General features: G+C 45.6%; 18 protein-coding genes. 10 read left to right on the forward strand and 8 right to left on the reverse strand.

Annotated elements, in window-relative coordinates:
• Positions 1–152: 152 nt before the first annotated feature.
• The 3 genes from KIT90_RS05170 to KIT90_RS05180 all read left to right on the forward strand — a co-directional run bounded on the left by KIT90_RS05170 (position 153) and on the right by KIT90_RS05180 (position 4549).
• Positions 153–2636, forward strand: coding sequence for a PAS domain-containing hybrid sensor histidine kinase/response regulator (locus KIT90_RS05170; RefSeq protein WP_306310005.1), 2484 nt, complete (start codon positions 153–155; stop codon positions 2634–2636).
• 173 nt (positions 2637–2809) lie between these two features.
• Positions 2810–3424, forward strand: coding sequence for a sugar O-acetyltransferase (locus tag KIT90_RS05175; RefSeq protein ID WP_285375700.1), 615 nt, complete (start codon positions 2810–2812; stop codon positions 3422–3424).
• A 183-nt stretch (positions 3425–3607) separates the two neighbouring features.
• Positions 3608–4549: a DMT family transporter gene (locus tag KIT90_RS05180; protein WP_285375703.1), complete on the forward strand. Its 942-nt coding sequence runs from the start codon at positions 3608–3610 to the stop codon at positions 4547–4549.
• Between the two features lie 100 nt (positions 4550–4649).
• Here the strand turns inward: KIT90_RS05180 and KIT90_RS05185 are convergent, their stop codons facing one another.
• Genes KIT90_RS05185 through KIT90_RS05195 form a run of 3 tightly spaced genes read right to left on the reverse strand, consistent with a single transcriptional unit; the run spans position 4650 to position 9410 of the window.
• Positions 4650–5753 (reverse strand): porin, encoded by a 1104-nt coding sequence (locus KIT90_RS05185; protein ID WP_032802720.1) that lies wholly within the window; start codon positions 5751–5753, stop codon positions 4650–4652.
• Position 5754: 1 nt separating this feature from the next.
• Complete coding sequence (locus tag KIT90_RS05190) at positions 5755–6234, reverse strand: hypothetical protein (RefSeq protein ID WP_009706043.1); 480 nt, start codon at positions 6232–6234, stop codon at positions 5755–5757.
• 17 nt (positions 6235–6251) lie between these two features.
• Positions 6252–9410 carry a response regulator gene (locus KIT90_RS05195; protein WP_285375705.1) on the reverse strand — a complete coding sequence of 1053 codons (3159 nt, stop codon included), beginning with the start codon at positions 9408–9410 and terminating at the stop codon, positions 6252–6254.
• Positions 9411–9855: 445 nt separating this feature from the next.
• Here KIT90_RS05195 and KIT90_RS05200 point away from each other — a divergent pair, with 445 nt between their 5' ends.
• Entirely contained in the window at positions 9856–11391 is a 1536-nt protein-coding gene (locus KIT90_RS05200; RefSeq protein ID WP_199454199.1) for a sensor domain-containing diguanylate cyclase, read from the forward strand.
• Positions 11392–11447: 56 nt separating this feature from the next.
• Here KIT90_RS05200 and KIT90_RS05205 read toward each other — a convergent pair whose 3' ends face one another.
• A complete protein-coding gene (locus tag KIT90_RS05205) occupies positions 11448–11879 on the reverse strand; it encodes a hypothetical protein (protein WP_033006358.1) in 432 nt (143 codons plus the stop codon).
• A 254-nt stretch (positions 11880–12133) separates the two neighbouring features.
• On the opposite strand from KIT90_RS05205, the gene KIT90_RS05210 reads away from it, so the two are divergent.
• From KIT90_RS05210 to KIT90_RS05220, 3 genes are read left to right on the forward strand one after another with little or no spacing between them, the layout of a single operon-like run.
• Positions 12134–12349: a DUF6434 domain-containing protein gene (locus KIT90_RS05210; RefSeq protein ID WP_285375711.1), complete on the forward strand. Its 216-nt coding sequence runs from the start codon at positions 12134–12136 to the stop codon at positions 12347–12349.
• Positions 12350–12353: 4 nt separating this feature from the next.
• The gene (locus KIT90_RS05215; protein WP_285375713.1) at positions 12354–13118 is read left to right on the forward strand and encodes a bifunctional 2-polyprenyl-6-hydroxyphenol methylase/3-demethylubiquinol 3-O-methyltransferase UbiG; all 765 of its coding nucleotides are present in this window, start codon (positions 12354–12356) and stop codon (positions 13116–13118) included.
• On the forward strand, positions 13115–13777 hold the full coding sequence (locus tag KIT90_RS05220) for a DNA alkylation repair protein (RefSeq protein WP_285375715.1): 663 nt from the start codon (positions 13115–13117) through the stop codon (positions 13775–13777). The genes KIT90_RS05215 and KIT90_RS05220 overlap by 4 nt, the downstream gene beginning before the upstream one ends.
• Before the next feature lie 90 nt (positions 13778–13867).
• Here KIT90_RS05220 and KIT90_RS05225 read toward each other — a convergent pair whose 3' ends face one another.
• Positions 13868–18268 carry an SslE/AcfD family lipoprotein zinc metalloprotease gene (locus tag KIT90_RS05225; protein ID WP_285375717.1) on the reverse strand — a complete coding sequence of 1467 codons (4401 nt, stop codon included), beginning with the start codon at positions 18266–18268 and terminating at the stop codon, positions 13868–13870.
• Positions 18269–18581: 313 nt separating this feature from the next.
• Here KIT90_RS05225 and KIT90_RS05230 point away from each other — a divergent pair, with 313 nt between their 5' ends.
• Positions 18582–18971: an ATP-binding protein gene (locus KIT90_RS05230; RefSeq protein WP_285375720.1), complete on the forward strand. Its 390-nt coding sequence runs from the start codon at positions 18582–18584 to the stop codon at positions 18969–18971.
• Positions 18972–19010: 39 nt separating this feature from the next.
• On the opposite strand, the gene KIT90_RS05235 is transcribed toward KIT90_RS05230, so the two are convergent.
• The 3 genes from KIT90_RS05235 to KIT90_RS05245 are packed head-to-tail and all read right to left on the reverse strand — an operon-like array spanning position 19011 to position 21977.
• Positions 19011–19649: a sugar transferase gene (locus tag KIT90_RS05235; RefSeq protein ID WP_038896898.1), complete on the reverse strand. Its 639-nt coding sequence runs from the start codon at positions 19647–19649 to the stop codon at positions 19011–19013.
• A 10-nt stretch (positions 19650–19659) separates the two neighbouring features.
• A complete protein-coding gene (locus KIT90_RS05240; protein ID WP_285375722.1) occupies positions 19660–20868 on the reverse strand; it encodes a glycosyltransferase family 2 protein in 1209 nt (402 codons plus the stop codon).
• Positions 20865–21977: a glycosyltransferase gene (locus KIT90_RS05245; protein WP_285375723.1), complete on the reverse strand. Its 1113-nt coding sequence runs from the start codon at positions 21975–21977 to the stop codon at positions 20865–20867. Before KIT90_RS05245 ends, KIT90_RS05240 begins: the two co-directional genes overlap by 4 nt.
• A 394-nt stretch (positions 21978–22371) precedes the next feature.
• On the opposite strand from KIT90_RS05245, the gene KIT90_RS05250 reads away from it, so the two are divergent.
• On the forward strand, positions 22372–23436 hold the full coding sequence (locus tag KIT90_RS05250; protein WP_285375726.1) for a molybdopterin guanine dinucleotide synthesis B family protein: 1065 nt from the start codon (positions 22372–22374) through the stop codon (positions 23434–23436).
• Positions 23433–24941 (forward strand): ABC transporter ATP-binding protein, encoded by a 1509-nt coding sequence (locus KIT90_RS05255; RefSeq protein WP_285375728.1) that lies wholly within the window; start codon positions 23433–23435, stop codon positions 24939–24941. Before KIT90_RS05250 ends, KIT90_RS05255 begins: the two co-directional genes overlap by 4 nt.
• Positions 24942–24944 lie beyond the last annotated feature (3 nt).

A 24944-nucleotide genomic window follows, 5' to 3' on the forward strand; every position in this document is an offset into this window, starting at 1 on the left:
CACCGTTTTCTGTTCATTAGATTTATGTGTGATTTGTATTGATGGAGTTGGTTCCCAAAGGTTAACCCTAAATGAGTATGAGAATTAACCGGTTGCGTATCCTACACTTATTGATGTGAAAGCGGTGAATTCGCGCAAGGAAGCATGTGCTCATGGCAAAAAAGCTCTCTAGGTTTAGTCCGAAAGCTCTATTACTCATTTTTATTGGGATGACTGCGCTCATTTACGGAGTCATTTCACTATTTGTGTTATCTCAAGAAAGTCAGGCGACAATAAAACAACTCCAAAAGGGGAATGGTCGGTTTGAGCTAGAGTCGGCCAAGATCTTCATGGAGAAGTACTTAGAGGTAGCGGAAGATCGAATCGTACTCGCATCCCAATACCGTGGGGTTATTGATGCCGTGGTCGACAATGATGTTGAAGGGTTAGCGTTTCAGCTGGAGCGTTTTAAAGGCCAACATCAAACGATGCAATTTGCAGCAAGAGATGTTAACGGCGATTTATTGTTCGAAGACACTTTTCGTCACCCTGCATCTGAACAAGAAGTCGCGATTTTTAATGCGCTTTCCGAGTCTCGATTAAATGAGCGCATCGTGTATCTGCTGCACGATGATACTAATCACATCTGCTTAAAGCTTTTTATGCCCCTTGTGAATAACGGTGATTTTGTCGGAGTGTTATATGGTGAAACCGCTGTCGATTACGATGACTTTTTTGGTTCGTTCGTAACAGGAAGAGAGCGTTGGTATGAACTCAGTCAAACCGTACCACCACTTCCTGAACTGGCTCACCTAACCGAAACACAGGCGCAAGACCATCTATCCCATAGCCATGAGCATGTTCCAACAGCAAGCGAAATCGACCGATGGATCATCAATAAAGAACCCTTGAGTCGAGGTAATTTGCTTTTGACTCAAGGTGTCAGTAAATCCTTCTTGGATGAACAATTAACGAACCTTCAAAGCAGTTTGCTAAAGGGCTTAATTGGCGTGTTAATCGTGAGTTCGATTATCGTGACAGTCATAGGAAAAAGGCTATTTGTTAACCCACACCGTGAACTCGAAAAATCCAAGCAGGAGCTAGAAGAATCTAACCTTCAATTGAAAGAAAAAGAGAAGGAGAGCGAGTTACTTGCGACCGTTGTTAAAGCCGCGCGAGATGCCGTTGTTATCACGGACCACCACGGAAAGGTTGAGTGGGTAAACAAGGCGTTTGAATCCATGACGGGTTATCAACTCGATGGCATCAAAGGGTTAGCGCCGGGTGCTTTCTTGCAAGGGGCCGATACTTCACCAGAGACGATTTCAGACATAGGAAACGCGATTCGACAGGGTGAGCAAGTTAGGACGGAGATACTCAACTATACGAGGAACAAACAACCCTATTGGATTGATATCGATATTATCCCATTGAGGAATGAGCAAGGTGTTGTTGAGCGGTTTATTGCCATTGAACGTGATATCACAGAAGTGAAACGCTTAGAGAGTGACCTTGAAACCGAGGCATTAAAGGCAAGGCACGCCAACGAAGCGAAATCGGCCTTTTTAGCGACGATGAGTCATGAAATCAGAACGCCGCTTAATGGGCTATTGGGAATGCTACAAATACTGATCGATGACATCCGAGACCCGGAACAAAGGAAAGTGCTGCGACTCGCATTGAACTCGGGTGAACACTTGATCTCGATTCTCAATGATATCTTAGATCTAGCCAAGGTCGAAAGTGATGCGCTTGCACTCGATATTCATCCTTTCAAAATGGCGGACATCATTACACCAGTAGAAGTGACTTACCAAAGCTTGTGCTCAGAGAAAGGCATTGTGTTCAGCGTGGATAACCAATGCTGTGATGAGTGCCAATATAGTGGTGATTCTGTGCGTATTCGGCAGGTCTTGCTCAATCTTGTCGGGAATGCACTTAAGTTTACTAAGGCTGGTCATATAAACGTTTCCATCAAAGCGCTAGAGTCGCCCTTCGTAGAGTTTTGTGTAGAAGACTCCGGTATCGGTATTCCTCAAGATCGTATGGATTCTATTTTTAATGAATTTGAACAAGCGGAAGTGTCAACGACTCGGCAGTATGGTGGCACTGGGTTGGGCTTGGCGATTTGTCAAAAATTAGTGACTCTTATGAATGGCCAAATCAGTGTTGAGAGTGAGTTAGGAAAGGGAAGCCAATTCCGCTTTGTGATTAGCTTACCGAGTGCTTCAGGCGAGGCCATTGAAGAGAAAACAGAGGATGTGAAGGTTGAAGATCTCTCGTCCGTTCACGCGCTGATTACCGATGACAATCGGATGAATCAAATCATCGCCAAAGTCTTTTTAGATAAGTTAGGGGCGAAAAGTCACATATGCAGCAGTGGACAAGAAGCGCTGAACTTGTTGAACGAGCAGTCTTTCAATCTCATCATTATTGATAACCATATGCCAGAAATGAGTGGTATTGAGGTCGTTAAGCGAATCCGCGAACAAGGGCTGGATGATGTCGTGATCTTCGGTTGGACTGCGGATGTGATGCAACAATCGACACAATCTTTTATCGATGCGGGTGCCGATGAGGTTCTTGCCAAACCACTCATCAAAAAGGATCTCATGGATGCTTTGTCTCGGCATCTACCTAACGCGTCCAAGGAATAAGCGTCGCATTTTTGTCTGTGCAGAAACAGCACATCATCGGTGAAAACGAGCCTTGGGTTCATTACTTCACCTTGCTTACAAAGTAAGACGCGAATTTCATGACTTTTGGCAAGCCTTTCTTATTCTGACTCTGCTAAATTCCAACCAAGAACATCCCCTCAACAGGAATAATAATGGATAAGAAAACCATGTTGCACAGCCAAAAAGTGTACTTCTGTAATGATGAAGAATTGGCGGCAATGCAAACCGAATGTCTTGAGATCTTATACGATTACAACCACACACGTCCTTCGGAATCAGAAAAGCGAGGCGAGATACTCGGTCGTCTGCTCGCGTCTGTTGGTGAAAACTGCTATATCGAACCGCCTTTAAGGGCGAACTGGGGTTGTCACACTTACCTTGGCGACAATGTTTACGCAAACTTCAATCTCACTTTGGTCGACGATACTTACATTTACATTGGGAATAGCGTGATGATTGGACCTAATGTGACCATCGCAACGGCAGGGCACCCGATTGATCCCGATTTGAGACGAGACGTCGCGCAGTTCAACATGCCGGTTCGAATCGGAGATAACGTATGGATTGGTGCGAACTCGGTGGTATTACCGGGTGTAACGATCGGAGAACACTCGGTGATTGGCGCGGGCAGTATCGTAACTAAGGATATTCCTGCCAATGTAGTGGCCGTTGGCAACCCTTGTCGAGTGCTTAGAGAGGTCGGACAACACGATAAAGAGTACTATTTTAAAGGCCGTAAGCTTGAACAAAATATGTTCAATGGTTAGTCTGAACCTTCTACCCGAATAGGAAAGTAAAATGATCATCCGCACAACCAACCTCTGGTGGCTCCTCCTTCCAATGCCAAGCAGTCGGTAGGTTGAGTTGTGCCTGGCTGCGAGTAGATGCAGCCAGAATCGTATTCTATCTCGTAGCCTTGTTTGAATGTTATCAATCATCAAGGAGAGAAAATGAATACGGCATCCGATTCCAGCCCTAGTTCAGAACATCAACCCCAAAAGAAGCATGCCAGTGCAATGACTGTTGGCGTCATGTTTGCACTCGCTGGTACGCTGTTATTTTCGATTAAACCTGTGTTCGTCAAACTCGCGTATCAGTATGGCGGTGATGCGGTGAGCATCATGACGCTTCGAGCAATGAGTTCACTGCCTCTTTACCTTTGTATTCTCTTTTGGATGCTACGCGGCTCCGAGAACCGAGCGAAAGTGAAACACCACGGAATCAAAGCCGCCGCGATTGGTGTGCTTGGATATTACTTAGCAAGCTATCTCGATATCACCGCACTTAACTACATTTCTGCTCAACTTGAACGTTTATTGTTGTTCTTGTTCCCGACTTTTGTCGTGTTAATTATGTGGTTTAAAGAGGGACAATCACCTAACCGTCAGGTGCTGTCAGCCGTGTTGGTCGGGTATTTGGGAGTGGGGCTGATTGTGGCGCATGACCTTTCTCACTATGGTGAGCAGATCTTGCTTGGCGGCGGGTTGGCGATTCTTTCTGCATTTGTGTTTGCCGTGTATTTGGTGTTGAGCAAAGCCAGCATCGCGAAGCTAGGGAGTACCATGTTTACCAGCATCGGCATGGGTAGTGCCGGTGTCGCCATTCTTATTCATTTATCGTTTAGCTCGTTACAGTTGAGCTCGATGAACAATGAACTCATTACTATTGGTGTGTTGCTAGGCATCTTTTGTACCGTCATTCCTTCTTATCTGATTGCTGCCGCCATGGCACGGCTGAACCCTGCGCATTTGAGTTTAGTGAGTAACATCGGCCCAGCAATGACGGCGTTGTGTGCAATTTTCATATTGGACGAAGCATTTACTTGGTTTCACGCTTTAGGGATGGTGCTAACCATTGTCTCGGTCGTGATGATCAACCGATTCAAATCATAAATCGGTACAACGGCAAAGGATGAAGTAAGTTGTGATGTTTATAGATGGATAATGTTTATAGAGGAAAAGGCAGGTCGATGAGTGTCGACCTGCCAAAGGGTTAGAACACAAAGTTAAGCATAATGGTGTACATATTAGCGTCGTCATCGGAAGGGTTAGAGACGAACGCGCCAGAGGCGTCACGATAAGCCTTGAAGTGTTGCCACTCTGCATTGAGTGACACATTGTAGTGAAGATCGTATCTCACACCGAAGAGGTAGCTATCGCCAACTCGATGTTCATGATCATCAAACTGCTGACCATAGGTCGCATAAGGTGTGAACTTGTTTAAGTTGTAGGTACCTTGCACATACCATGCGGAAGCAATGTCGTTGGTTTGTCCTTCCACGGTTAACGTCAGCGCATCAAACTCGTACTCAGCACCAAGTGAGAATAGCTGAATGTTTTGGTCTTTCGCTTTGATGGTTTGATCCGGAATCTGAACGATACCCACACCAGGAATATTGGTGGTCAGGTTACGTAGCTTGGTCTCTTGATCGTAATTTGAGTCTAAATACGTAAAGTTCCAACGGTAGTAATCCCCACTCAAGATAAAGTTCACACCGTACATTTCATTGGTTTTAAACGTTAGCTCAGTATTGGCGTTAAAGTCGACGGTGCTTTCATCACGAAAGCCAATAAAAGGCGTTGTGGTTAACGTCATGCTGTCGTTGAGCTCGTAGTTCCACAAGAATGAAATGCCATTAAAGGCGGTAATCCCCAAGATACTGTCGTAAACCTCATTTGGTGGGCGCGCTGGCGTAAAGGCGTGACCTACATAGTAATACTCGGAGGCCAAGAACACCGGCATTCTTAAACGACCACCACGAAATTCAACATTACCGTAGGTGTAAGCGAGATAAGCCCATTCAAGTTGTGGATCGCTCCAGTGATCTTGCGGTCTTTTCACCACTTGTGCGGAAGCTTTAAAGGCATCGTAGTAGAAGTCGAGCTGAACGCCGAACGTGGTATCACAGTCGTAACAGTTTTCGTCGTCGATAAATCGGTTTACTAAGACAGGCGTTTCATTGTCGGTGGTTGCCCAAGACGTCGAGCCAAAGCCGCTCAATGATAAGTTGTCCGTTAATTCTATCGCCGCCAAGCTCGGAAAGGCCACACTGCTAAGCGCTGCTGCTGTCATTGATGCGATGAGTGTTTTCTTCATATTATTTCTCCGAACTTACAACGTAGAGGATTTGTGCATCAGAAGGGAGGCTACTCACCGGTGCATAGCCAATGCGATTCGGCTTTTCTTTCATCCAGGCTAATAGGGCATCCATGTTGGAATTGTCGATAACTTTTGGTGGACGTGCTTTGCCAGAGAACGACAAGCTCGCCCAGTGCGCGTTCATTTGCGCGATGTTTTTGTTGAGTAAATAGCGATAAAACTCTGATCGTTCAGAGGAAGTATCAGGCCAATCAGACAGCTCAATACGCTTACCTTGCAAGCGCTTAGTCTTACCACGATAAAGCTTTCTTGCTTTGGTTATACTGAGCTCATCAAAGCCTGAGTCGAGAGAGAAAATCGCATACTGGTCTGCCGCCAATGCTTCGCTATCAAAAGACATCAACAGGGCAAAGGCGATCATTGCAGTAGAGAGTGATCTCAACACTTTGTTTTTGTTCACTAAGAAATGGGTATCCATGACCATTACCTTATCCGTTAAATCACACTTTCAATTTGGTGAAGAAGTTTTTCTTTTCTCACCGGCTTTGGCACATAGGCATCCATACCTGAGTCGTAACAGCGCTGAATATCGTCGTCCACCACACTTGCCGTCAGTGCAATGATCGGGGTTTTAGGCAGACCAGAAACTCGTTCATAAGCGCGAATTTCTTTTGTCGCCTGAAACCCATCCATCACTGGCATCATGCAATCCATCAAGATGATGTCGAAGCTGTTATCTTGTTGGAACATGTCCACGGCAATTTGACCATTTTCGGCGATCTCAAATTGATAGCCCGCTTTGCTCAGCAGCAATGACGCAACCTTCTGGTTAACGGTATTGTCTTCGACCAACAAGATGCGTTCTGAGCGGCTTGGCAAGGTGTTCATTGCAGGCTCTTCAGGCTTGTCTGCCGGGCGTGTTTTTGCTGCGGCGCTGATTGGGGTTGGCACAACTGTTGATGTGTCCACTTCTGGAAAATCAACGGCTTTTGCCAGTTTTTCTTTAAGGATGTTAGCTTTGAATGGTTTGGGTACATAGTCATCCATGCCGACATCAAAACACTTCTGGATGTCGTCATCGACCACACTTGCGGTTAGCGCAATGATTGGAATGCGGTAACTGCGGTTCTCTTCTTTTTCGACTTGGCGGATTTTCTCTGTTGCTTCAAACCCATCCATAACGGGCATCATGCAGTCCATTAAAATCAAGGCGTATTGGTTCTTCTTGAACATGTCGACCGCTTCTTGCCCGTTGGCGGCGAGGTCGAACGTGAAGCCGGCTTTTGTCACATGTAAGCCCGCAATTTTTTGGTTTACTGTGTTGTCATCGACCACCAAGATTTTGTTTTTGGTATTGGCCGTCGCACTTGCTGTCACTCGTTGTGCCGCTTGGCTAAATTTGGCCTCACAGTTTTCAAGCGCTTTCACCAAACGTTGGCCAAGCAGAGGTTGCGTGATCATTGCGCTGACGCTTTCGCCGAAGTCAAATTGGTCGCTTTGTAGATGTTTGATTAGGCAAACGCGTACATTTTGAGTCTCCAATCGGTGGAAGGCATCTTCGCTTTCCATTGCCGCATTTGGTCGCGTTTCGGCATAGATGACGATGACGTGTTCTTTGTCGTTAATCCAAGTTGGAAGAGCGTCTAAGCTCGTCACGGATTGATGAACCGCAATGCGATAAAAGTTCAGTTCATCACGTAGTGTGCTCTCCATTGCGGCATCTTCACAAACCAACCAAATTTGGCTGTTAGCCGCGGCATGTTTGGCATCAAAGTCTAGCTGAACAACAGAAGGGGACAGTTGGAAGAAAAAGCGACTGCCTTGGCCTTTTTCGGATTCCAATTGAATCTTGCCGCCCATTAACTCAACAAGCTGAGTACTGATTGCTAAGCCAAGACCGGTACCACCAAACTGGCGTGTTGTAGAGTCGTCTTCTTGTGCAAATGGTTCGAAGATTTTCTTCTGTTGTTGTTCGTCGATACCGATACCTGAATCTCGAACAGAGAACTCCATGACCGCGTTAGAGCCAGAAACACTATGAGTGGTAACAGAAAGAAGCACCGTGCCTTTTTCCGTGAATTTAACCGCGTTAGACATAAAGTTCATCACTACTTGGCGTAAGCGGTGATCATCAATCATCAAACGGAAAGGTGTGTTACGACTGATGCTCACTTGAAGATCGATGCCTTTCTCTTTGGCTTTAGGCGACACGATAGAAGCGATGTCGTAAATAGATTCGCGAACACAAGTTGAATGCGGGCTGATAAGTAGCATGCCGGATTCAATTTTTGAGAAGTCTAGAATGTCGTTAATCAAGCTCAACAGTAGTTGCGATGAAGTCTCGATAGTATCCACATAGTCGCGTTGTGTGGCAGTGAGGGAGGTATCAGACAACACTTCTGATATACCGATAACACCGTTAAGTGGCGTTCGTATTTCATGCGACATGTTAGCGAGGAAGCTACTTTTTGCTTTGCTGGCTTTGATCGCATCGTCTTTGGCGCGCTCAGCGTCTTCCTTTGCTTGTGTCAGTTTGATGTTGGCTTGTTCACGCTCATAACTCAGTCTTTCCACTTCTTGAGCAAACTTGCTTAACTCATCTTTACCTTTAACGAGCTCTTCAAGCGGCGATTCCTCACTGTAGCTATCACGACGAAGAAATTCCAAAACCAACTGAAGATTACTCGTCACTTTACGAACCAGACGTAACGCCAAGCTAATCACCAAAATGGTAATGACAGACATGATACCGATGAACATCAAGCGCTGTTGGTTTGCAGTCGTAATTGCATGATCCACGTCGGCTTTCAATTGCTCGGTCATTTTGTTGTCGACGTTTTTAAGCAACGCTAAGCGTCCGTTTAATGCAGTTAAACCTGCGGCAACTTCACCTTCTGGCAGAGTGCTGAGTGCTTCTTCGTTGAACAGAAAGCTTCTGAACTCTTGGCTAAGGACGAACACTTCATTGGTGAATGTTTCGATCAACAGTTCAACTTGTTGTTGGTTGGCATTAAGTGTGACGAAGCGTTCAAGGAACAATTGTTGGTTTTTGACGAGCGATTCAATCTCGCTGCTGATGTCAGCGTCATAAAATTGGTTTTGCTCAACGGAGTAAATCAGATATTGGCTCAGGCGGTTTTCTTCTTTGGACCAAAACATCAACCATTCAATCTGCATAAGGGCAGAGAGGTGGGCTTGGATTTCGAATGTAGCATCATTAAAAGGGACTTTCTCTAACGCCAATAGAATCTGTTTGTAGGTGTCTGCACGCCACTCTGCAACGTCTAAGCGCTCATCCATGTCCGTTGTTGTTGCGAGAGAAAGACTGGCTTCTTCCAGACTCGCGAGCAGGTCCGCCATTTCTACGCCATTGTCGGCAAAGATATTCTTGGCTTCATTATTGAGCGACTGCGTGACGGTTTTGATCTCCGACTCTTTGTCTGACACTTCGCTGTTATTCGGCAAGTTATACAGATAAGAGACGCTATCCATATAGTCGGAAAACAGTTGTGCTTTCTCCAGATCTTGAGCCTGAGTGGAAAGCCTGTGAACTTGTTGCCCCGCAAGAAAGAGGAGTAAAACGATGGGTAAAAAAACTAAGCTAAACAGCTTGTGCTTAACAGATAGGTTATTCCATGAAAACGATCCGACCACTGTGCACGTCCATATCCAATAAGTTGATATGAAAAGTGTAGGCTAACTATCTCAATTGTTAGAAATCGAGCAGAAAAATTCACACTTTCGCCATATAAAAATTGTGATGCTCGTTACAAAAGGTCGGTGTTTGAAAGAGATAAATCTTCTAATCTATCAATAAAAACAGGGTTTCTCACTTAGTGAGAATTATTCAACGCAATGATATTTATAAACAAAAATCATTTGTCGAGTGAGTAAAATGTTTTGTCGTAAAAGGTCATAAAGTGGCTGTGTCGATATACAGGGGTGGGTATAATCGTCGGATTTTCTTGCTAATGAGACTTTGTGAAATATGTGCTTGTGATTTCCCAGAGTTGTACTTCAAACGATGCAAAGGTTAGTGGGAAAAAGGCTTACATAAAAAGTTAACCTCCATACGACAACAAATAACAATAACTAAATCATGAACGTATCTCGAAGTCTTCAATCGGTCACTCTGCGTTACACTGTCCCGATTGTCTTGATCGCGCTTTTCACTAACTTCACCTACTGGGCATACCAGCAGGTCGACGAAGCGAAAAACCTAGCCCGATACCATGTTAAATCTGCAGAGCTCAACCTTGGTACTATCGTTGATGGTTACCGTGATCTGCTACGCGCAATGAGTAAAGATGAACACTTCATCGAATCAGACATCACATTGCAAGAGCGTGCGCAACGTGCGGTTCCATATAAGCAAGCCTTTGAACTGGCAGGCATTGGATTCAGCGACGGTGTGGGGAACATGGTCAGTACACATAACAGCAAAGTGCATTCCATCGCTCATCGGGATTATTTTCATCAAGTGATCCGCAGTAAGAAAGCGGTGATGACAGACGTTCTCACCGATGTCTCAAATGGCAAAACTGTTTATGTGCTGTGTCGTCCTATGTTTGACGAACTCGGTGACTTGATGGGCACCATCTCGGCGTCTATTCATTTCAGTGAAATTCAAACTGCACTTCAGACCGACAATGAACATGACATCTACAGCGTCTTGTTAGATGAAAATCTCAACATCATCAGTCATTCCAAAGACACGCATTATGTCGGTATCAACTTATTTAACTACGGCTACGAAAAGCTTTTTCATCGAGAAGACAACCTAAAAGCGTTAACTGAAGGAAGGAGCGGTGGTTTCTTTACTTATAGTACACCGCTTGATTTGTCTTACGTTGAATTCACCAAGATAGAAGGCACGCCTTGGATTCTGCTTTCAAAAGCTAAGTTCAGTACCTTGCTGGGCGATGGAACTTTGATGTTTGGTGCGAACGTGATGTTGATTGTCGCGATTTACGTCGTCATCGCACGTTTGATGGGTAAGCAGGTGGTTGGTTTGACTCAACCGCTTGACCGATTCTTAGAAGAGAGCAAAGTAGTGTTCAACGACAGTTCGATGGAGCTAAAAGAGCACTTTGAACAAGTTCTTCAAGCCAGCCGTAATGGCGTGTTTTGTTCACGCAGTGGGTTGCTCACGAGGGAGTATTTCTTGCGAGGGGCAGAAAAGTCGTTGTCTCTTAGTAATACGCCCAAAGCTTGTATCTTCTTTGATATGGATAACCTCAAGTACATCAACGATACATACGGTCACTTAGCGGGCGATAAAGTTATCGCTCTGTTTGTAGCGGTGTTGAGAGAGAGTTTTGGCCACAAGCGCGACATCATAGGTCGATTTGGTGGTGATGAGTTTGTGGTGTTAACGCAAGAGTTTCGAACTAAGCGTGAATTAGAGCTCAAGCTAGACAAATTCCTCGCTAAATTACAAAGCACGGCGGATCGTTTAGGCATTGATATCAGTTTAACTGCGTCAATTGGGGTTGTTCTCACAGAGGGCGTGGGGCGCGATATTGATATTCTGCTGCACTGTTCCGATATGGCGGTGTACCGAGCGAAGCAGTTGGGTAAAGGGCGTTACGCGTTTTATCATACTTCGATGGTCGAAGTGCCGATATTCAGTTAGCAAAAGGGAGGTGTTCAGCCTCCCTTTTTTATTGTGTCTCAGTCGCTAGTGGTGAGTTAAGCCGTAACTGCTTGAGGCTGTTTTCTCAACACATAGATGTCATGATCTCGCAATAGGTAGAGAGCGAAACACGCAGCAAGCATCGGCCACGCCGCGAAGAATAATAGGTTGTTGAACGGGTCTAGGTACTTCGCGAACGAAGAGAAAGTCGAGCCTGCGTGCAATACCAGAATTGCAAGATAAGTCAGGTTCTTCCAAAGTCCAGCCACAAAAATCCCAATGAACACCAACTGGGCAATACCTAACGCGACAGAAAATCCACTCGAAATATCTAAACCATAGAAGCCAGAGAACACTTTCATTGCATGCTCTGGTACCAGCACTTTGTCTAGCGCCCACATGATAAATACCAACGCGATACTTAAGCGCAATGCTAACAGCCCTAATCCCAACTGACGTTGAAGCTTTGGTTGGAGCGTTTCTTTCATTTTCATTCCTTTATTGAGTAGTGAAGGTTCCTTATGGCAGACCGACTGTTTCTTAAACTGATTACAACGAGATATGTAAATATTCGTGTCTCGTTCCAATTTGGATTCTTGTCAGCACAACACATAAGCCACGGAAATATGACTGAATTGGCAAAAATGAAGTATTCGCAGGCTCAAGGTGGATGTAGCTCATAGAAGATGTCACTCTTTCTTTTGAGCGAGGAGTCGCTGCAAAGCACAAAAAGGAGAGACATGTGAGCAAAGTGGATTGGCATAAAAACCATATTGAAGACAATACGTTAATAACGTCTTCCTACAAGAGCACTCAAAATGTACGTTGTTACTTCAAATCCAAATGTGGAGACGATTTCAAGTTTGATCGCAGCTTTATGCAGTGGATGAACGACGCAGAAGGAACAAGCATGGGTGAGGCCGCACAAGAGTGGTTACGCAGGCAGCAAGCAAAGTAATGTTATGGATAGCTATCAATACCGTTTAAACAATGCTCTCTTTAATTCGTTATGGACCAAAGCGGCAGGCGAGAAGTATCCCTCTGAACTGCAGCCTTACAGCAGTTGCATTGTCCAGTTACTCGAACAGCTCCAAGTTAAACTCAATGCAGGCAACCCCGAGACTGTATTAGACCTAGGTTGTGGATCTGGTGGTTTTAGTCGCTGGCTGAACCAGACATTAAACTGTCACGTTTTAGGTGTCGATCGTTCTGAATTTGCGATTGAGTATGCTCAACAACATACACTGAAAGGCTCAAGCATCGAGTTTTTCAAATTAGAGTTTGAGAATTTATCCAGTCTTTCAGCAAAGTTTGACAGTGTGATCAGCATTGATGCACTGCCATTTGCAAGAGATGAGTACCAAGTGCTATCGGATATCCATCGTTTACTTAACAAAGATGGGCAACTGATCTTCACGACACGAGAGCCATTAGAAGGATCGCCTAAATTAAATAAGCTCGGAAGCGCATGGCGTTTAGCGCTCGAAAAAAACGGATTTGAATTAATTGAGGCCACTGAAAGAGAGGGGATTTCCGAATTTTGGCATGCCGTCTATCAAGAATGGGTGGGTCATGAAGTTCAATTAAGAAAAGTATTACCACAAGAAGTTGTTGATGGGTTGATGTTGGAAGTTGAACAAGTTGGACCTCGTTTGTTTGATGGACGACCTTGGTGGTTGATTCACGCTAAACGTATCGAAATGGAAGAACAGAACGAAAAACAATGAGTATTGTAGAAACGTTAACTCAACAGTTAAGTGAGATTGGATACCCAGAGAAGCGAGTGCGTACGGGCTTGGTGAGGGCGATCTCTGCCGATGGTTTTCGAAGTTTAGACAGTAAGCAAGCAGACTTCGTTTTTGAGCAGTGTGAAACGTTGCTGGCAGAGCGTGATTGGGCTTTGAGTGTGATTGCATTTGATTGGGCGTTCAGAGTGAAAAAGCATTATGACGCCGCCACGTACGATCGATTCGAATCTTGGCTTTATCATTACATTACCGATTGGAATGATTGTGATGATTTTTGCACCCACGCATTCGGTGCGCTTATTGCTCAGGACAACAGCCTGTTTATTCGCACATTGGAGTGGGTTAAGAGTGATAACTTTGCCGTGAGGCGAGCAGCCGCTGTGACGCTTATCTATCCGATCAATAAAGGTCTGTATAAAGGGACTGAGCCTTTTCACATAGCGGATTTGTTGCTCCAAGATGATCATTACTTAGTGCAAAAGGGTTATGGCTGGATGCTCAAAGTGTTGGCGCAAAAAGAACCAGAGCGAGTGGTGAACTACTTGAAACGTCACCATAGCAAGATGCCGAGGACGGCGTTTCGATATGCGATAGAAAAGCTGGATAAGCAAACTAAGCGAGAGCTCATGGCCCTGTAGATTACCTCTTCGGTATTTCGCCAAAGCAAACAGAGTGATACAAAAAAAGCCGACAGAATCGAATTCTGTCGGCTTTTATCGTCTTACGGGTTACTTAACAGACAAATACTCAGAAGGAGACTTATCTGGTTTCGGTAAATCCATCGACGCAACCGCGTTGAAACCGGCAGGCGTTAAACCACCAGAGTAATCAACAGTCCCATTTGGCAGGTTGGCTTTGGTTTCTGATGGGTTCCACATACGGAAGTAATCTGTCAGATCGTATCCGGTCAGGTATGAGGTACATGCCATCATGAGATCACCTTGGCTTAACTGGCTGCTTTGTGCAGAACAGTAGTTAATGCCTTGGTCGCCAATACTGTCACCACGTGCTTTACGGTGTGCGAGTTTGAAGAAGTTCCAACCTTGGTCTTCACCAAAGATGCTCGGCTTCTCTGCTTGATTCGCATACCAATCATCGATATTGAAATGGTCTTCTGCCCAAAGCTTTAATTGGCCGAACATCGCTAAGCGCATGCCGACATCCGCCTCACTCCAAGCATGGCCTTCGAAGCGATCAAGCCATAAAGGTGACTTGGATAGATCACTCGCAATGCGGTCCATGTATGGCTTTGATTCGCGTTGTTCTTGCATGTAAAGGGCAAGAATGTTGTTGGTTACCTCGGTAGAGCCTGCCATCATGAACGGCGCTGAAGCAAGGTTGTGTCCGACTTCATGCCATAGCAACCAGTCATTGGTTGGGTTTGATGGAACGACAGTCCATGTTGGCCAGTAGCTGTTGCTTTGAACTGGGTAGCCTGAGTGCGCCGCACCAATCGAGATTTGCACATCATTCACGAAGCGATGTCGGTTGGCGAGCAGGGCATCATAAGTAAATCGACGGTGTTTCCCTTCTGCCGCGACTTGATCACGTCCGTAAAAATCACTCGCATGGTTCGCGAATACGTTCAGTTCATCGGCAAACTTAGGTACGTCTGTGTCCAGTACGTTTTTCACTGGCGTCGTGTAGACGAAATGACCAGAATCGATTTCTGCCAATGGGACGTCAGTGTTGATTGGGTTTAACCAAGCACCGTCCTTCCACCAAGACGCACGAAGCACACCAGTGAAGTTAAACGTCACAACGTCACGAGAATCCACTTCTAACGGTTGAATGTAAATCAAACCACCGTAAGGTACTTTGAAGCTCAAAGACGAACCATCATATTGGAAGGTCTTTTGCACGCGTGGTGGGCGTTTCAAGCTCAGTTCGTGGTTTGCACGGCCTGTTAAGTCATCAACCAATGCAACATTGATAGACGCTTTTACACCACCAGAGATGGTGACTTCTTCAAGTTGTGGCGCCCATAAGCCTGTCGATTGCATGCTGCCTGCCGTACCAATCACGGTTTTGTTGTCGGTATGAATCGCAACGCTCGCTGTACTGCCTGATTGAACTGGGCGACCTGGGTAGCCCGTCGTATCGACACTGATCTCTAAATCCCAGTAAGAGCGACCCAACATCATGCGTGTTAATGGCTTCTCCATCCAGTTCAGAGGGTAAGACGGGTTCAGCTCGCCTGATTCGGTAATCATTGACCATTTAGCAAGTTGCTCTCGCGTCTCTTGACCACAAACATTACCGCCTTGATGTGCGTTGCTCGTGTAACAGTTCAGCATTTCGACCGCACGTTCGAAGCCAAGCTCATCTTGTACGTTTGGATTGAATTCGTACTGCTCGTCATTCCAAAGCCAAACGGATAGGTTATCGTAGGTTGAAGTTAGCTCAGCTTGCGACAAGCGTTCACCAATTTCTCCTTTACTGCGGTAGTAAAGCTCGTGAGAAAGTAGACGATCAATGTTGGCACCTAAGTTCGCCGCTTTTACCATGCTATCCACGACTTCAGGGCTCATTTCGTAACGAGTAAAGTCTGGGCGATGGTGGTTACCACGGCTCGGAATGCCATGGCCTTCTCGCACTTCAATACAGTTTACTTCGTATTGGTAATTGTCTTTACAAACCGGAACGCCAGGAAACTCGCGTTGAAGCTCTGCGATTGCTGCTTGTTTCTCTTGTTCCGACTTCACCATGTGGAATGCATAACGTTGATGCTCTTGTCCATCAATGGAGACTTTGTATAGCGGTATCTCAAGGGTAGGCATGTCGATATTGCCCGGCCATGTCACCGTACCGTTGTCATTGATCTCAATCTTAGTCGTGTCGGCATAACGTTCATAAACCACGAGATCGTGTTCTGCGACGGTATGCAAGTTAGGTACGTTCGGGCCTGATGTGCTGTGACACCAATAGCTGTCAGTACACAGAGATTGGAATGTCTTGGCAACGTTCGCTCCGCCAACAGAAACGCCTGCCGCATCCGCTAAACGAGCAATTGGCTCTGGGTTACTTTCTTCCAAAGCATCAAAGAAGATGATGCTACCGCCGCTGTTTACGTATTCGATCAGCGCTGTAACGTCCTCTGCGTCCAACTTAGGTTGGTTGATGTCAGACACGACGGATTTTGTCGCGTAGCCATCAGTTTTGATTTCGTAAGACTGAAGCAAAAGCAGTGGTGTAGAGGTTGGATCTAATGAATCAAACTGGCCGCTGCTTAATATGTCCATTTCACCCAATTTATAACTTGGATTGACAAAGAAATCGTAGATTTGACCTTCTTTGCGATCCCAACGGAATGCGTGACCCTTGTTGATGTTGGTAGCAATCGTGACAGATTCTTGCGTTGCATTCGGCACTAACCAATCGATCAAGTTGCTGAACATGATATGCATGCTGCCGCGATCGGTACGAGTATCCGCATCTTGCGCTTCTTGGTTGTGAGGAGTGCTATAACGACATTGCTGCGCTTCGCTGTCGATGCCCAGATCTGCGCCTGCCCAGTAGTTTTCTGGACAAGAGAAGATAGAGGTGTACATCGCGTTACCCAAGAACACCACTTTACCCGAGCCAATCATACCTGCCGTCATGGTTGGTAGATTAAAGGTCGCGGTTTGTTTGGAAATTACTTCTGGGCGCTGCATAACCACCGTTGAGTTTTCATCAATGGTTGTGGCATCCACAATGTAGGCTTTTTGATCTTTGCCAGAACCACGAGTCCATGCCGCTTCTTCACCAAACGGGAGCCAGTAGCTGTTGTCGTTGCGTGGCATCAGAACAGGGAAGGCTTCGTTAGTTAGGTTGAAGTTGCGCATCGCACGTGTGTAACCAGAGCCACCCCAACCATGGTTATCATGGAAGACGTGCACGCTATCCACCCCAGCATAAATCTGATGCAGAGACTGCGTGACATAATTACTGCCAGAAGCACGAACCGTACGTAGCATAGGTGCAGCAAAGCCCGACCATTGAGGCGTTTGTTTTAGTTGTCCATCAATGATTTGTGTTAAACCTTGGCTGAATTGCGCTTCGAACTCATTTGGCGTGGTGAAGTTCGTGCCTTCAATTTTTGCGCCGTTAGGCAGGCTCAGATTGATCAGCTCGTTAATAACGTTCGGGTATTGTGCAAACACCTGACGAACGGTATCGCTGATCTCAATGTGGTTGCCAGAAGACACACCATAACGATGAACGAACGCATCAAGGTTCTGTTTCACCAATGGGTTGTCGCTTAAATCTGCAAGTTGGTAATTGACCTTATTGCCTTTCACTTGGCCTAGAGTAAAGGTATCGATACCAAAGATCAGGTTCTCACCCCAAAGGTATTCAAATTCACCATTGGCATCCGTGATACCGCGTGCGGATTGGCTAAAGAACTCGACGCCAGCAAGCGCATTTCCTTGCGAGTCGGTCAAACGGCTTTTGGTCAACGGTTTGTTGGAAGCACTTGGTTTGTATTCGTAAGTCGCCTCTGCATTGGCAGACACAAACGATCCCGTTAAGTTGTTGCTTGCGCCTGGAGTGATTTCTGGTTGAAGTTCTGGGTCAACGTGCGCGCTTGGTTGTTCACCTTCGTTTGCGACACTTGGATTGAGGAACTCATCAATCGCAGTTTGATCGTCGCTTTCGTATAAGTCTTGGATGTCATAACTGTTGATTTCATCCAAACACACTTGTGCGTCCTGAGTAGGGCACGTGTCGATCTTGTTTAACAGCTTAATGGCGTTGTTTGCGTGTTGGCCGAGTACGTCTTTTAGGTCATAGGCTTGCGTTAATTCAGCTGGCTGTGAACCCATACGAGTTTGCTCAGGGATCTGGTAACTGAACTCACCTAAAGTCACACCACCAAATTGACAATCAAACTGACCTTCTGAAGCAGCGTAGGTGAAGTAGCCAGACTCACTGATGTCTTGTCCATCACACTGAATATCGCCAGTGATCTGTTTGCCGTTAATGAACAGCTTACCTTGGTAGGTAGTCACGCCAATATCGGGTTGATCAGGCGGTAAATCTGGTTCGACCGTTGGAGGTGTTGTACTTGTTGAGTGTTTGTTTTCATCGCCTCCGCAGCCAAACAGCAGCGAAGCGACAAGGATTGAAAGAAGACTTCTTTTCAAAGACTAAACCCTTATGAAATGCCATCGTCGTCTGGATGGCGAGTTGGTTGAGATTAACTTTATCTAAAAGCTCACAGATATTGAGTTTTGATTTATAAGTGCCTAACTTTTAGTGACTTTTTAGGGCTCAATAAATGCGCGCGCATTCTAGTTTCAAATGCGGCAGGAGGGAACAAAAATTAATGGCGCATCGCGATTATTTACACAAATGGGAGCAGGATTCCGAGAATGGCAAAACCTTGTGGTTGCTTTCGCTTTCTTTTCTATAAAAATAGCGTACAGTTTGCTGGTTTTTCACTGAAATCATCCCATTATGTCTAACGCGAAACTTCTTCTAATCCGTGGTTTACCGGGCTCTGGTAAGACGACACTTGCCAAGAAATTGTCCAAACAGCTCAAAGCAAAACATTTTGAAGCTGACATGTATTTTGAGAATGAAATTGGCGAATACCATTTTGATGGCACAAAGCTGGCTGATGCGCACGAGTGGTGCTTTCAACAAACCCGCAAATGGCTAAGCAAAGGAAAGACTGTGATTGTCAGTAATACGTTTGTGCGCCATTGGGAGATGAAACGGTATTTGAAGCACTGTGAGAAAAAGCAGATTGAAGTGGAAGTGCAGGTTTGCCGAGGTGAGTATGAGAACATTCATGGTGTGCCATCAGTGACGATAGAGAATATGCGTCGCCAATGGCAAGAGTAACGGTTCTTCATTCTTTCTAATTAGGTAAACTTTTATCGATTACTGACCGCGCCCGTCGATCATCACCACTAGCGTTTTGCTCATGATGGCAATATCCATGGATATCCACGAGTAGAAAGAACTCAAGCTCAGTGCGTAACTGTGGTCAAAACCTACCTTACGACGAACGTCTTCAATACAAGAATCATAACCTTGGTTTACTTGCGCTAGACCTGTGATGCCAGGTAGCACACCGTATGTGCGTTCAACAAAATAAGGGATTTCGTCTTCCAGCTTTTGGTAGAAAGCAGGGCGTTCTGGACGAGGTCCAATCAAAGACATTTCACCTTTCAGCACATTGAACAGTTGTGGAAGCTCATCCAAGCGAGTCTTGCGTAGGAAGCGTCCAACCGGAGTGATACGTGGGTCGTTCTCAGAAGCCCATACCGCACCAGAGCGTTGCTCTGCATCTACATACATGGTTCGAAACTTCATAATTTCAAACAGGTCCATTTTTTCCGGTGTGCAGCGTCCAACACGAAGCTGACGATAAATCACAGGGCCTTTTGAGTTCATCACAATTGCTAACGCAATCAAAGGCATAATCGGCATGGTGACGAGCAAGATGAGCAGTGAAACAACTACATCGAAAGCGCGTTTTGCTAGATGAATATTTGAGTCGTAGCGTGAAGTTTTCATGATGCTTTCCTTATTGATTAACGCGCTTCCAGCGTCCGTTTTCCATTCCAAGTAGGTAGCGTAGCCCGCCTGCGAAGTTAGCTATGTGTCCAACCACTAAGTAATTGATTAACTTAAATGGCTTAAACAAATTTAATACTGGTACTAAGTAAGTGATGAGAGCAACTGAGTAGACTGCCAGTTGTGCCAGCATCAGAAATTGAAACGCTGGGTAGTGAATCAGCAGTAATGAACTCACCAAACACATAATCATTAGGTAAGGAGTCGCAAGACGCAGTACCTTTCCCGATAAAAATGCAAATGCAGTGCCACGATAGCGAGGTAATAACAGTTTTTTCAGTTTCAAGAACTGCTGCATGTTACCCGCCGAGATACGTAGGCGACGTTTGAAGTCTGAACTGTTTGAGCTTTCTTCCAGTTCGATGGCTAACATTTTTGGTTCATAAACGGAGTCATAACCTTGAAGCACAATGCGCATTGGCAAAATGAAGTCATCGTTAATGATCTCAAGCTCTAATGGTGAAAACAGTTTGGTTCTGAAGGTATAGAATGCGCCGTGAGAACCAATGGTTGAGCCGATCAATGACTCTTTGTATTTCACGTTCGATTGATATTGCCAGTAAGCTGCTTCGCCTTGGTTCTGTGTCGCCATGATTTGATAGGTTGCGTTCACCACTCCCACTTTCTCATTTTGATAATGCTGACTGGCTAACAAAAGCGAATCGCAAGAGACGAGGGCAGACACATCGCTTAATGCAGTAATATCTGAAGTGACGCTCTCCATTTCCACGTTGATTAATCCGACTTTACCGCGGTTTACCTCATGGTCGTGAACAATGAACAGAGTGTCTGCGCAGATGGCTTCTTGAATCGTATCCTGTGCAATCGCTGCGGTGTTATCTGTACAGCCATCGCAAGCAATGACGACGGCCAGTTTATCTCTCGGGTAGTCTAGGCTTGCTAGGTTACGGATTTTTTCTGCTATCCATTGTTCCTCATTGTAAGCAGGAACGATCACCGTGACACTTGGCAGTGTGCAGTCGCGCTTTGAAGCTTTGTAGCAGCGCTCTTTTGCTTTTTGTTTTCTTGCATTCTTTTTCGCTTTTCGTTGTTCTCTGCGTGCTGATAACCAATTCAAAACCAAAGGATAACCGACGTGATGATAGATAATCAGTAGCGCAGACAAAACAAAACCAGCCGTCCATAGTAGATCAATCATGCGTTCTCTCCCTGAGCCAATGTCGCGTAGCGGTTCACCATATTGCGAATGTCAAAATGCTTAAGAATGTGTGCTCTCGGTGATTGGGGTGTTTGTGATAATTGCTGCGATAGCGCATCTGCCAACATTGGCACTTTGTTCGGTTCAACGAGCGCTCCAATTTGTGGGCACAGTGTTTCTTTTACCGCGCCAACATCGCTTGCAATGCAAGGGACACCACAAGCCTGTGCTTCTAATGTGGATAGAGGGAAACCTTCTTGAAGTGAAGGCAGGCAAAACACGTTTAGACTCTGATAAAAACAAGGCATGTCGCTTACTAATCCGAGGAAAGTCACTCGGTCTTCTAACCCGAGTGTGCGAACTTGTGCTTCTAGAATGCCTCTTTGGCTGCCACAACCAGCAATCGCAAGGTGGGTGTTTTTGGGCAGGTGAGAAAAGGCTTTGATGAGGATCTCTTGTCCTTTCACCGTTTCTAAGCGACCCGCTGTACCTACAATGAATTTGTCTGTAGGAAGAGCGAAAAACTCACGCGCTTTTTGTGGATTACCATCGGTAAACTTTTCACAATCGATTCCATTATGGATGGTGCTTACGCGCTGATATCCCAACTTATTCGTGATTTGGTCAGCGACAAAGTCAGCATCCGCCACGACTTGAGGGCGAAGCACTTTAAGAAGCGTCGATTGCAGTCTCGCGGCTTTTTTATTGTTTAAATGCCACGCATCATGCTCAGTGTGGATCAAGGTTTTGATACCATTCAAACGAGCTGCGGTGCCACCGTACAGCAAAGGCCCAATGTGATGTGTATGGACGACGTTTGCATTCAGTTGTTTTAATTTTGCTTTCAAAACCTTGAAGGTTGATAGATGCAAACCAGACGGCTTGTTTAGAAAGTGGAGTTGGTCTTCAAAGTCCGCCAACTTTTCCCAATGATTTAGCGCAGTTTGTTTGTTTCCCTCTAGGCTGATAACAAAAACGGAGTCTTCGGCTTTGGCAAAGCGAAGCATCTCAAGCACCAAAGTTTCCAAACCGCCTGGAGCAAGATGCTGAACGATGTGAACGATCACGTTGCCATTATTGCTTGAGTTTTTAGTCTCTGAGTTTTTCATTCCTGAGCCCTCGACGCATTTCCCTTAATTTTGCTTATCCAGTTCATTGCAGTCTGTATGCCAGAAATAAACCTATTAAAATTCAGTGGTTTAAATCTTGTCTTTCAAAGTGAGTCAAAACGAGAAGGGTAGATTCTCAAATTGAGATTCAAATTTCGTCATATCAAGAGGAGCGAGAATTCAATTGGTTAACAGCTATTTGGAATTTGACTAATAAGTTTTGTGAATCTTTTATTTCAAACCATCAGTTCTTCACAACTGCTTCACATTTGGTTTTCTACAGTGCTTTCTGTCAGCGCAAAACCTGACCAAATACGCAGGGCGTTGATACCACTAAGTCGGAAATTGAGTTGAAAAAACGCATCTCTACAGATGGTAGAAATGGAGAATTCTTATGATTATGTTGAGTCAGGCTTACCGTATTGCTTCGGCTAAGCGAACTTTTGTAACCCGTCGTGTTCCCCTTGAGCTTATGCAATCTCTTGTTGGAGGGAATGGGGTAAGCAAGCCAAAATCTGGTGATCTTGTATTGGCGAAAATTGTGCAGGTTGGTCATCACAAATTTGGAGAGAGAACGGACGGACGACGCGCCGCGTTGTTTGAAGGAGACGAGATCATCTTGGCGTATGGGCATCGCTATGCGCCGGATCAGTTTGAAGCTGTTGTACCAGGTTCACTCGAAGAGTGCCATATGGTGGCCGCGGGTGGGATTGCTGCTCAAGCGATCTCTTGGCATTCGAAGACCAAATCGCCAACGGTCATTCAACCTGTCGGTCTTATTGCGGACTACTCGGGCAAAATCATTAATGTGTCCGATTTCGCTGTGGATGATTCGAACTTGGTTGATCTCGTCCCGAGCGTAGCGGTAGTTGGTACTTCTATGAACGCAGGCAAAACGACTTCTGCCGCGCACATCATCAGAGGTCTGAACAAGGCCGGTTATCGTGTTGGCGCGATGAAAGTGACGGGAACTGGGGCAGGCGGCGACCTTTGGTTAATGAAAGACTCCGGTGCTTATATTGCGCTTGATTTCACAGATGCAGGTCACGCCACCACCTTTAAAGTAAACAGTTTTGACCTGATGAATATTGTCGATCGCCTGTCTCAAGAGTTGATTCGATTTGGGTGTAACGCCATTGTGGTTGAGATCGCCGATGGGATCTTCCAGAAAGAAACCAGAGAATTACTTGAGAATCGAGAGTTTAAAGCCCGCTTCCCAAACGTCGTTTTTGCGGCGAGAGAGTCATTAGGTGCAACGGCGGGTGTCCAGTGGTTGAGTAATCAAGGTTATTCCGTCTCCGCTGTCAGCGGTATTGTGTGTGCGTCACCCTTGTCTACCCGTGAGATTACACAACAGATAGACACTCCGGTTTATGGCTTAGATTTGCTTATTGAGCCCAGTATTTCGAAGTCTTTACTGCACTTTCCAAGCATGACTCCGGAGCTCGAACTCGCATGAAGTTGCACGCCCTTTTTTCCGGCGTGAGAAAGCGCTGGCTGGTTCAGTTAGTGATACTAGGATTGATCATCTCCGCACTCAACGTCGGGAATGTTTTGGTGCTCGATACGCTTTGGCATGATGCGGAGTTTAACAACTTAGTGCTTTTCTTGCTGTTGGGAATTGGGGCGTACTTGCTGACGATAGTCGAAAGCTATTTGGGTGAGAAGCTTGGTCAGCATTACTTAAAAGAAATACGACATCAACTCTATACCGAGTTGATGTCGCCTAAGAACGAGCAACCTCCAAGAAGGCTTGGTGTGTCGATGAGTCGAATGATCACCGACAGTAACAACATCAAAAACTGGGCGAGTTTAGGGGCGGCGACGTTAGTCACCAGCGGATTTTCGTTTATTGGCTATCTCGTGCTTATCTTCTGCTTGTGGCCGAGTTTCAGTTGGCAAGTGTCTTGGGTGGTTGCTGGGCTTTTCTCGTTGTCTTTGGCGCTGACGCCACGCTTAACCGAGCTTGCTTTAACACTGCGTACTGACCGAGGTCGCTTGAGCGGGCATTTATGCGAGCGCATCATGGGCTACCAAAGTGTGAATCAGTTTCGTCAGATTAAACGTGAAGGGCGACGCCTTAATCGCTGCAGCGAGATGTTGGGGGATACATCAAAGCAAAATAGCGTTTTCCAAGCTGTTCTCACCCAGCAAACGGCAATGTGGTTCTGTATTCTTCTTGCGTTATTGTTCACTCACCAAGTTTGGCAAGAGCATCCGGTGGGGCAAAACTTTGGCACTTTGATGCTGATCATCGGTTTGTTATTTAACGCGCTAAGAGACATCACCATCAGTTGGGGCTATGCCGTCACTTACTATGTCGCCAAAGAGCGATTGGAGTTGGCGATGAGTCGCACGCGGGGTAATTACAAGCGTCAAATTCATCAAATCGATACTGATCTTGCTTTGTGTTTGTGCATTAAGAACTTCTCCGTTCCGTTCTCCGGTGAAAACTTATCGGTCAATATCTTCAAAGGGCGTTCGATTGATCTGTCGAGTATCGACCCAATCAACAAAACCGCGATTTGCACTGTATTGAGTGGGATCGTGACCGATTACATGGGGGACGTGGCGCTGGAGAAAATGGACATTCGAACCATCAACAATTCTTCATTACGTAGGTATGTTTATATCATCGATGACCAATGTCAGCTGTTTCGAGGCACGGTTTTGACCAACATTCGATATGGCAATCGACGAGCCTCGGATGAGGAGGTTAGCAGTGTGTGTTTGTTTGTCGGCATCAGTCCAGAGCGCTTGGATTGTGCAGTTGCTGAGTTCGGACGCCATTTAGACAAAACGCTGTATAACCAGATTTTGATTGCACGTGTTTTGTTGTCGAAACCTAAGCTCATTGTGTTGAATCATCACTGTATTGGGCAAGACGTCGTATTGATGCGTTTGCTTAAGGTGAACGCAAGTGTTGAAACCTACACCTTGCTCAGCTTGGTGCGAATGGAGTAACAC

This window comes from Vibrio sp. B172a (assembly GCF_030248355.1).
Taxonomy (GTDB): Bacteria; Pseudomonadota; Gammaproteobacteria; order Enterobacterales; family Vibrionaceae; genus Vibrio; species Vibrio owensii.

Coding starts and splice junctions, on each gene's coding strand:
- KIT90_RS05170 (WP_306310005.1), top strand. CDS start 153: ATGGCAAAAAAGCTCTCTAGGTTTAGTCCGAAAGCTCTATTACTCATT.
- KIT90_RS05175 (WP_285375700.1), top strand. CDS start 2,810: ATGGATAAGAAAACCATGTTGCACAGCCAAAAAGTGTACTTCTGTAAT.
- KIT90_RS05180 (WP_285375703.1), top strand. CDS start 3,608: ATGAATACGGCATCCGATTCCAGCCCTAGTTCAGAACATCAACCCCAA.
- KIT90_RS05185 (WP_032802720.1), bottom strand. CDS start 5,753: ATGAAGAAAACACTCATCGCATCAATGACAGCAGCAGCGCTTAGCAGT.
- KIT90_RS05190 (WP_009706043.1), bottom strand. CDS start 6,234: ATGGATACCCATTTCTTAGTGAACAAAAACAAAGTGTTGAGATCACTC.
- KIT90_RS05200 (WP_199454199.1), top strand. CDS start 9,856: ATGAACGTATCTCGAAGTCTTCAATCGGTCACTCTGCGTTACACTGTC.
- KIT90_RS05205 (WP_033006358.1), bottom strand. CDS start 11,879: ATGAAAGAAACGCTCCAACCAAAGCTTCAACGTCAGTTGGGATTAGGG.
- KIT90_RS05215 (WP_285375713.1), top strand. CDS start 12,354: ATGGATAGCTATCAATACCGTTTAAACAATGCTCTCTTTAATTCGTTA.
- KIT90_RS05220 (WP_285375715.1), top strand. CDS start 13,115: ATGAGTATTGTAGAAACGTTAACTCAACAGTTAAGTGAGATTGGATAC.
- KIT90_RS05230 (WP_285375720.1), top strand. CDS start 18,582: ATGTCTAACGCGAAACTTCTTCTAATCCGTGGTTTACCGGGCTCTGGT.
- KIT90_RS05235 (WP_038896898.1), bottom strand. CDS start 19,649: ATGAAAACTTCACGCTACGACTCAAATATTCATCTAGCAAAACGCGCT.
- KIT90_RS05240 (WP_285375722.1), bottom strand. CDS start 20,868: ATGATTGATCTACTATGGACGGCTGGTTTTGTTTTGTCTGCGCTACTG.
- KIT90_RS05245 (WP_285375723.1), bottom strand. CDS start 21,977: ATGAAAAACTCAGAGACTAAAAACTCAAGCAATAATGGCAACGTGATC.
- KIT90_RS05250 (WP_285375726.1), top strand. CDS start 22,372: ATGATTATGTTGAGTCAGGCTTACCGTATTGCTTCGGCTAAGCGAACT.
- KIT90_RS05255 (WP_285375728.1), top strand. CDS start 23,433: ATGAAGTTGCACGCCCTTTTTTCCGGCGTGAGAAAGCGCTGGCTGGTT.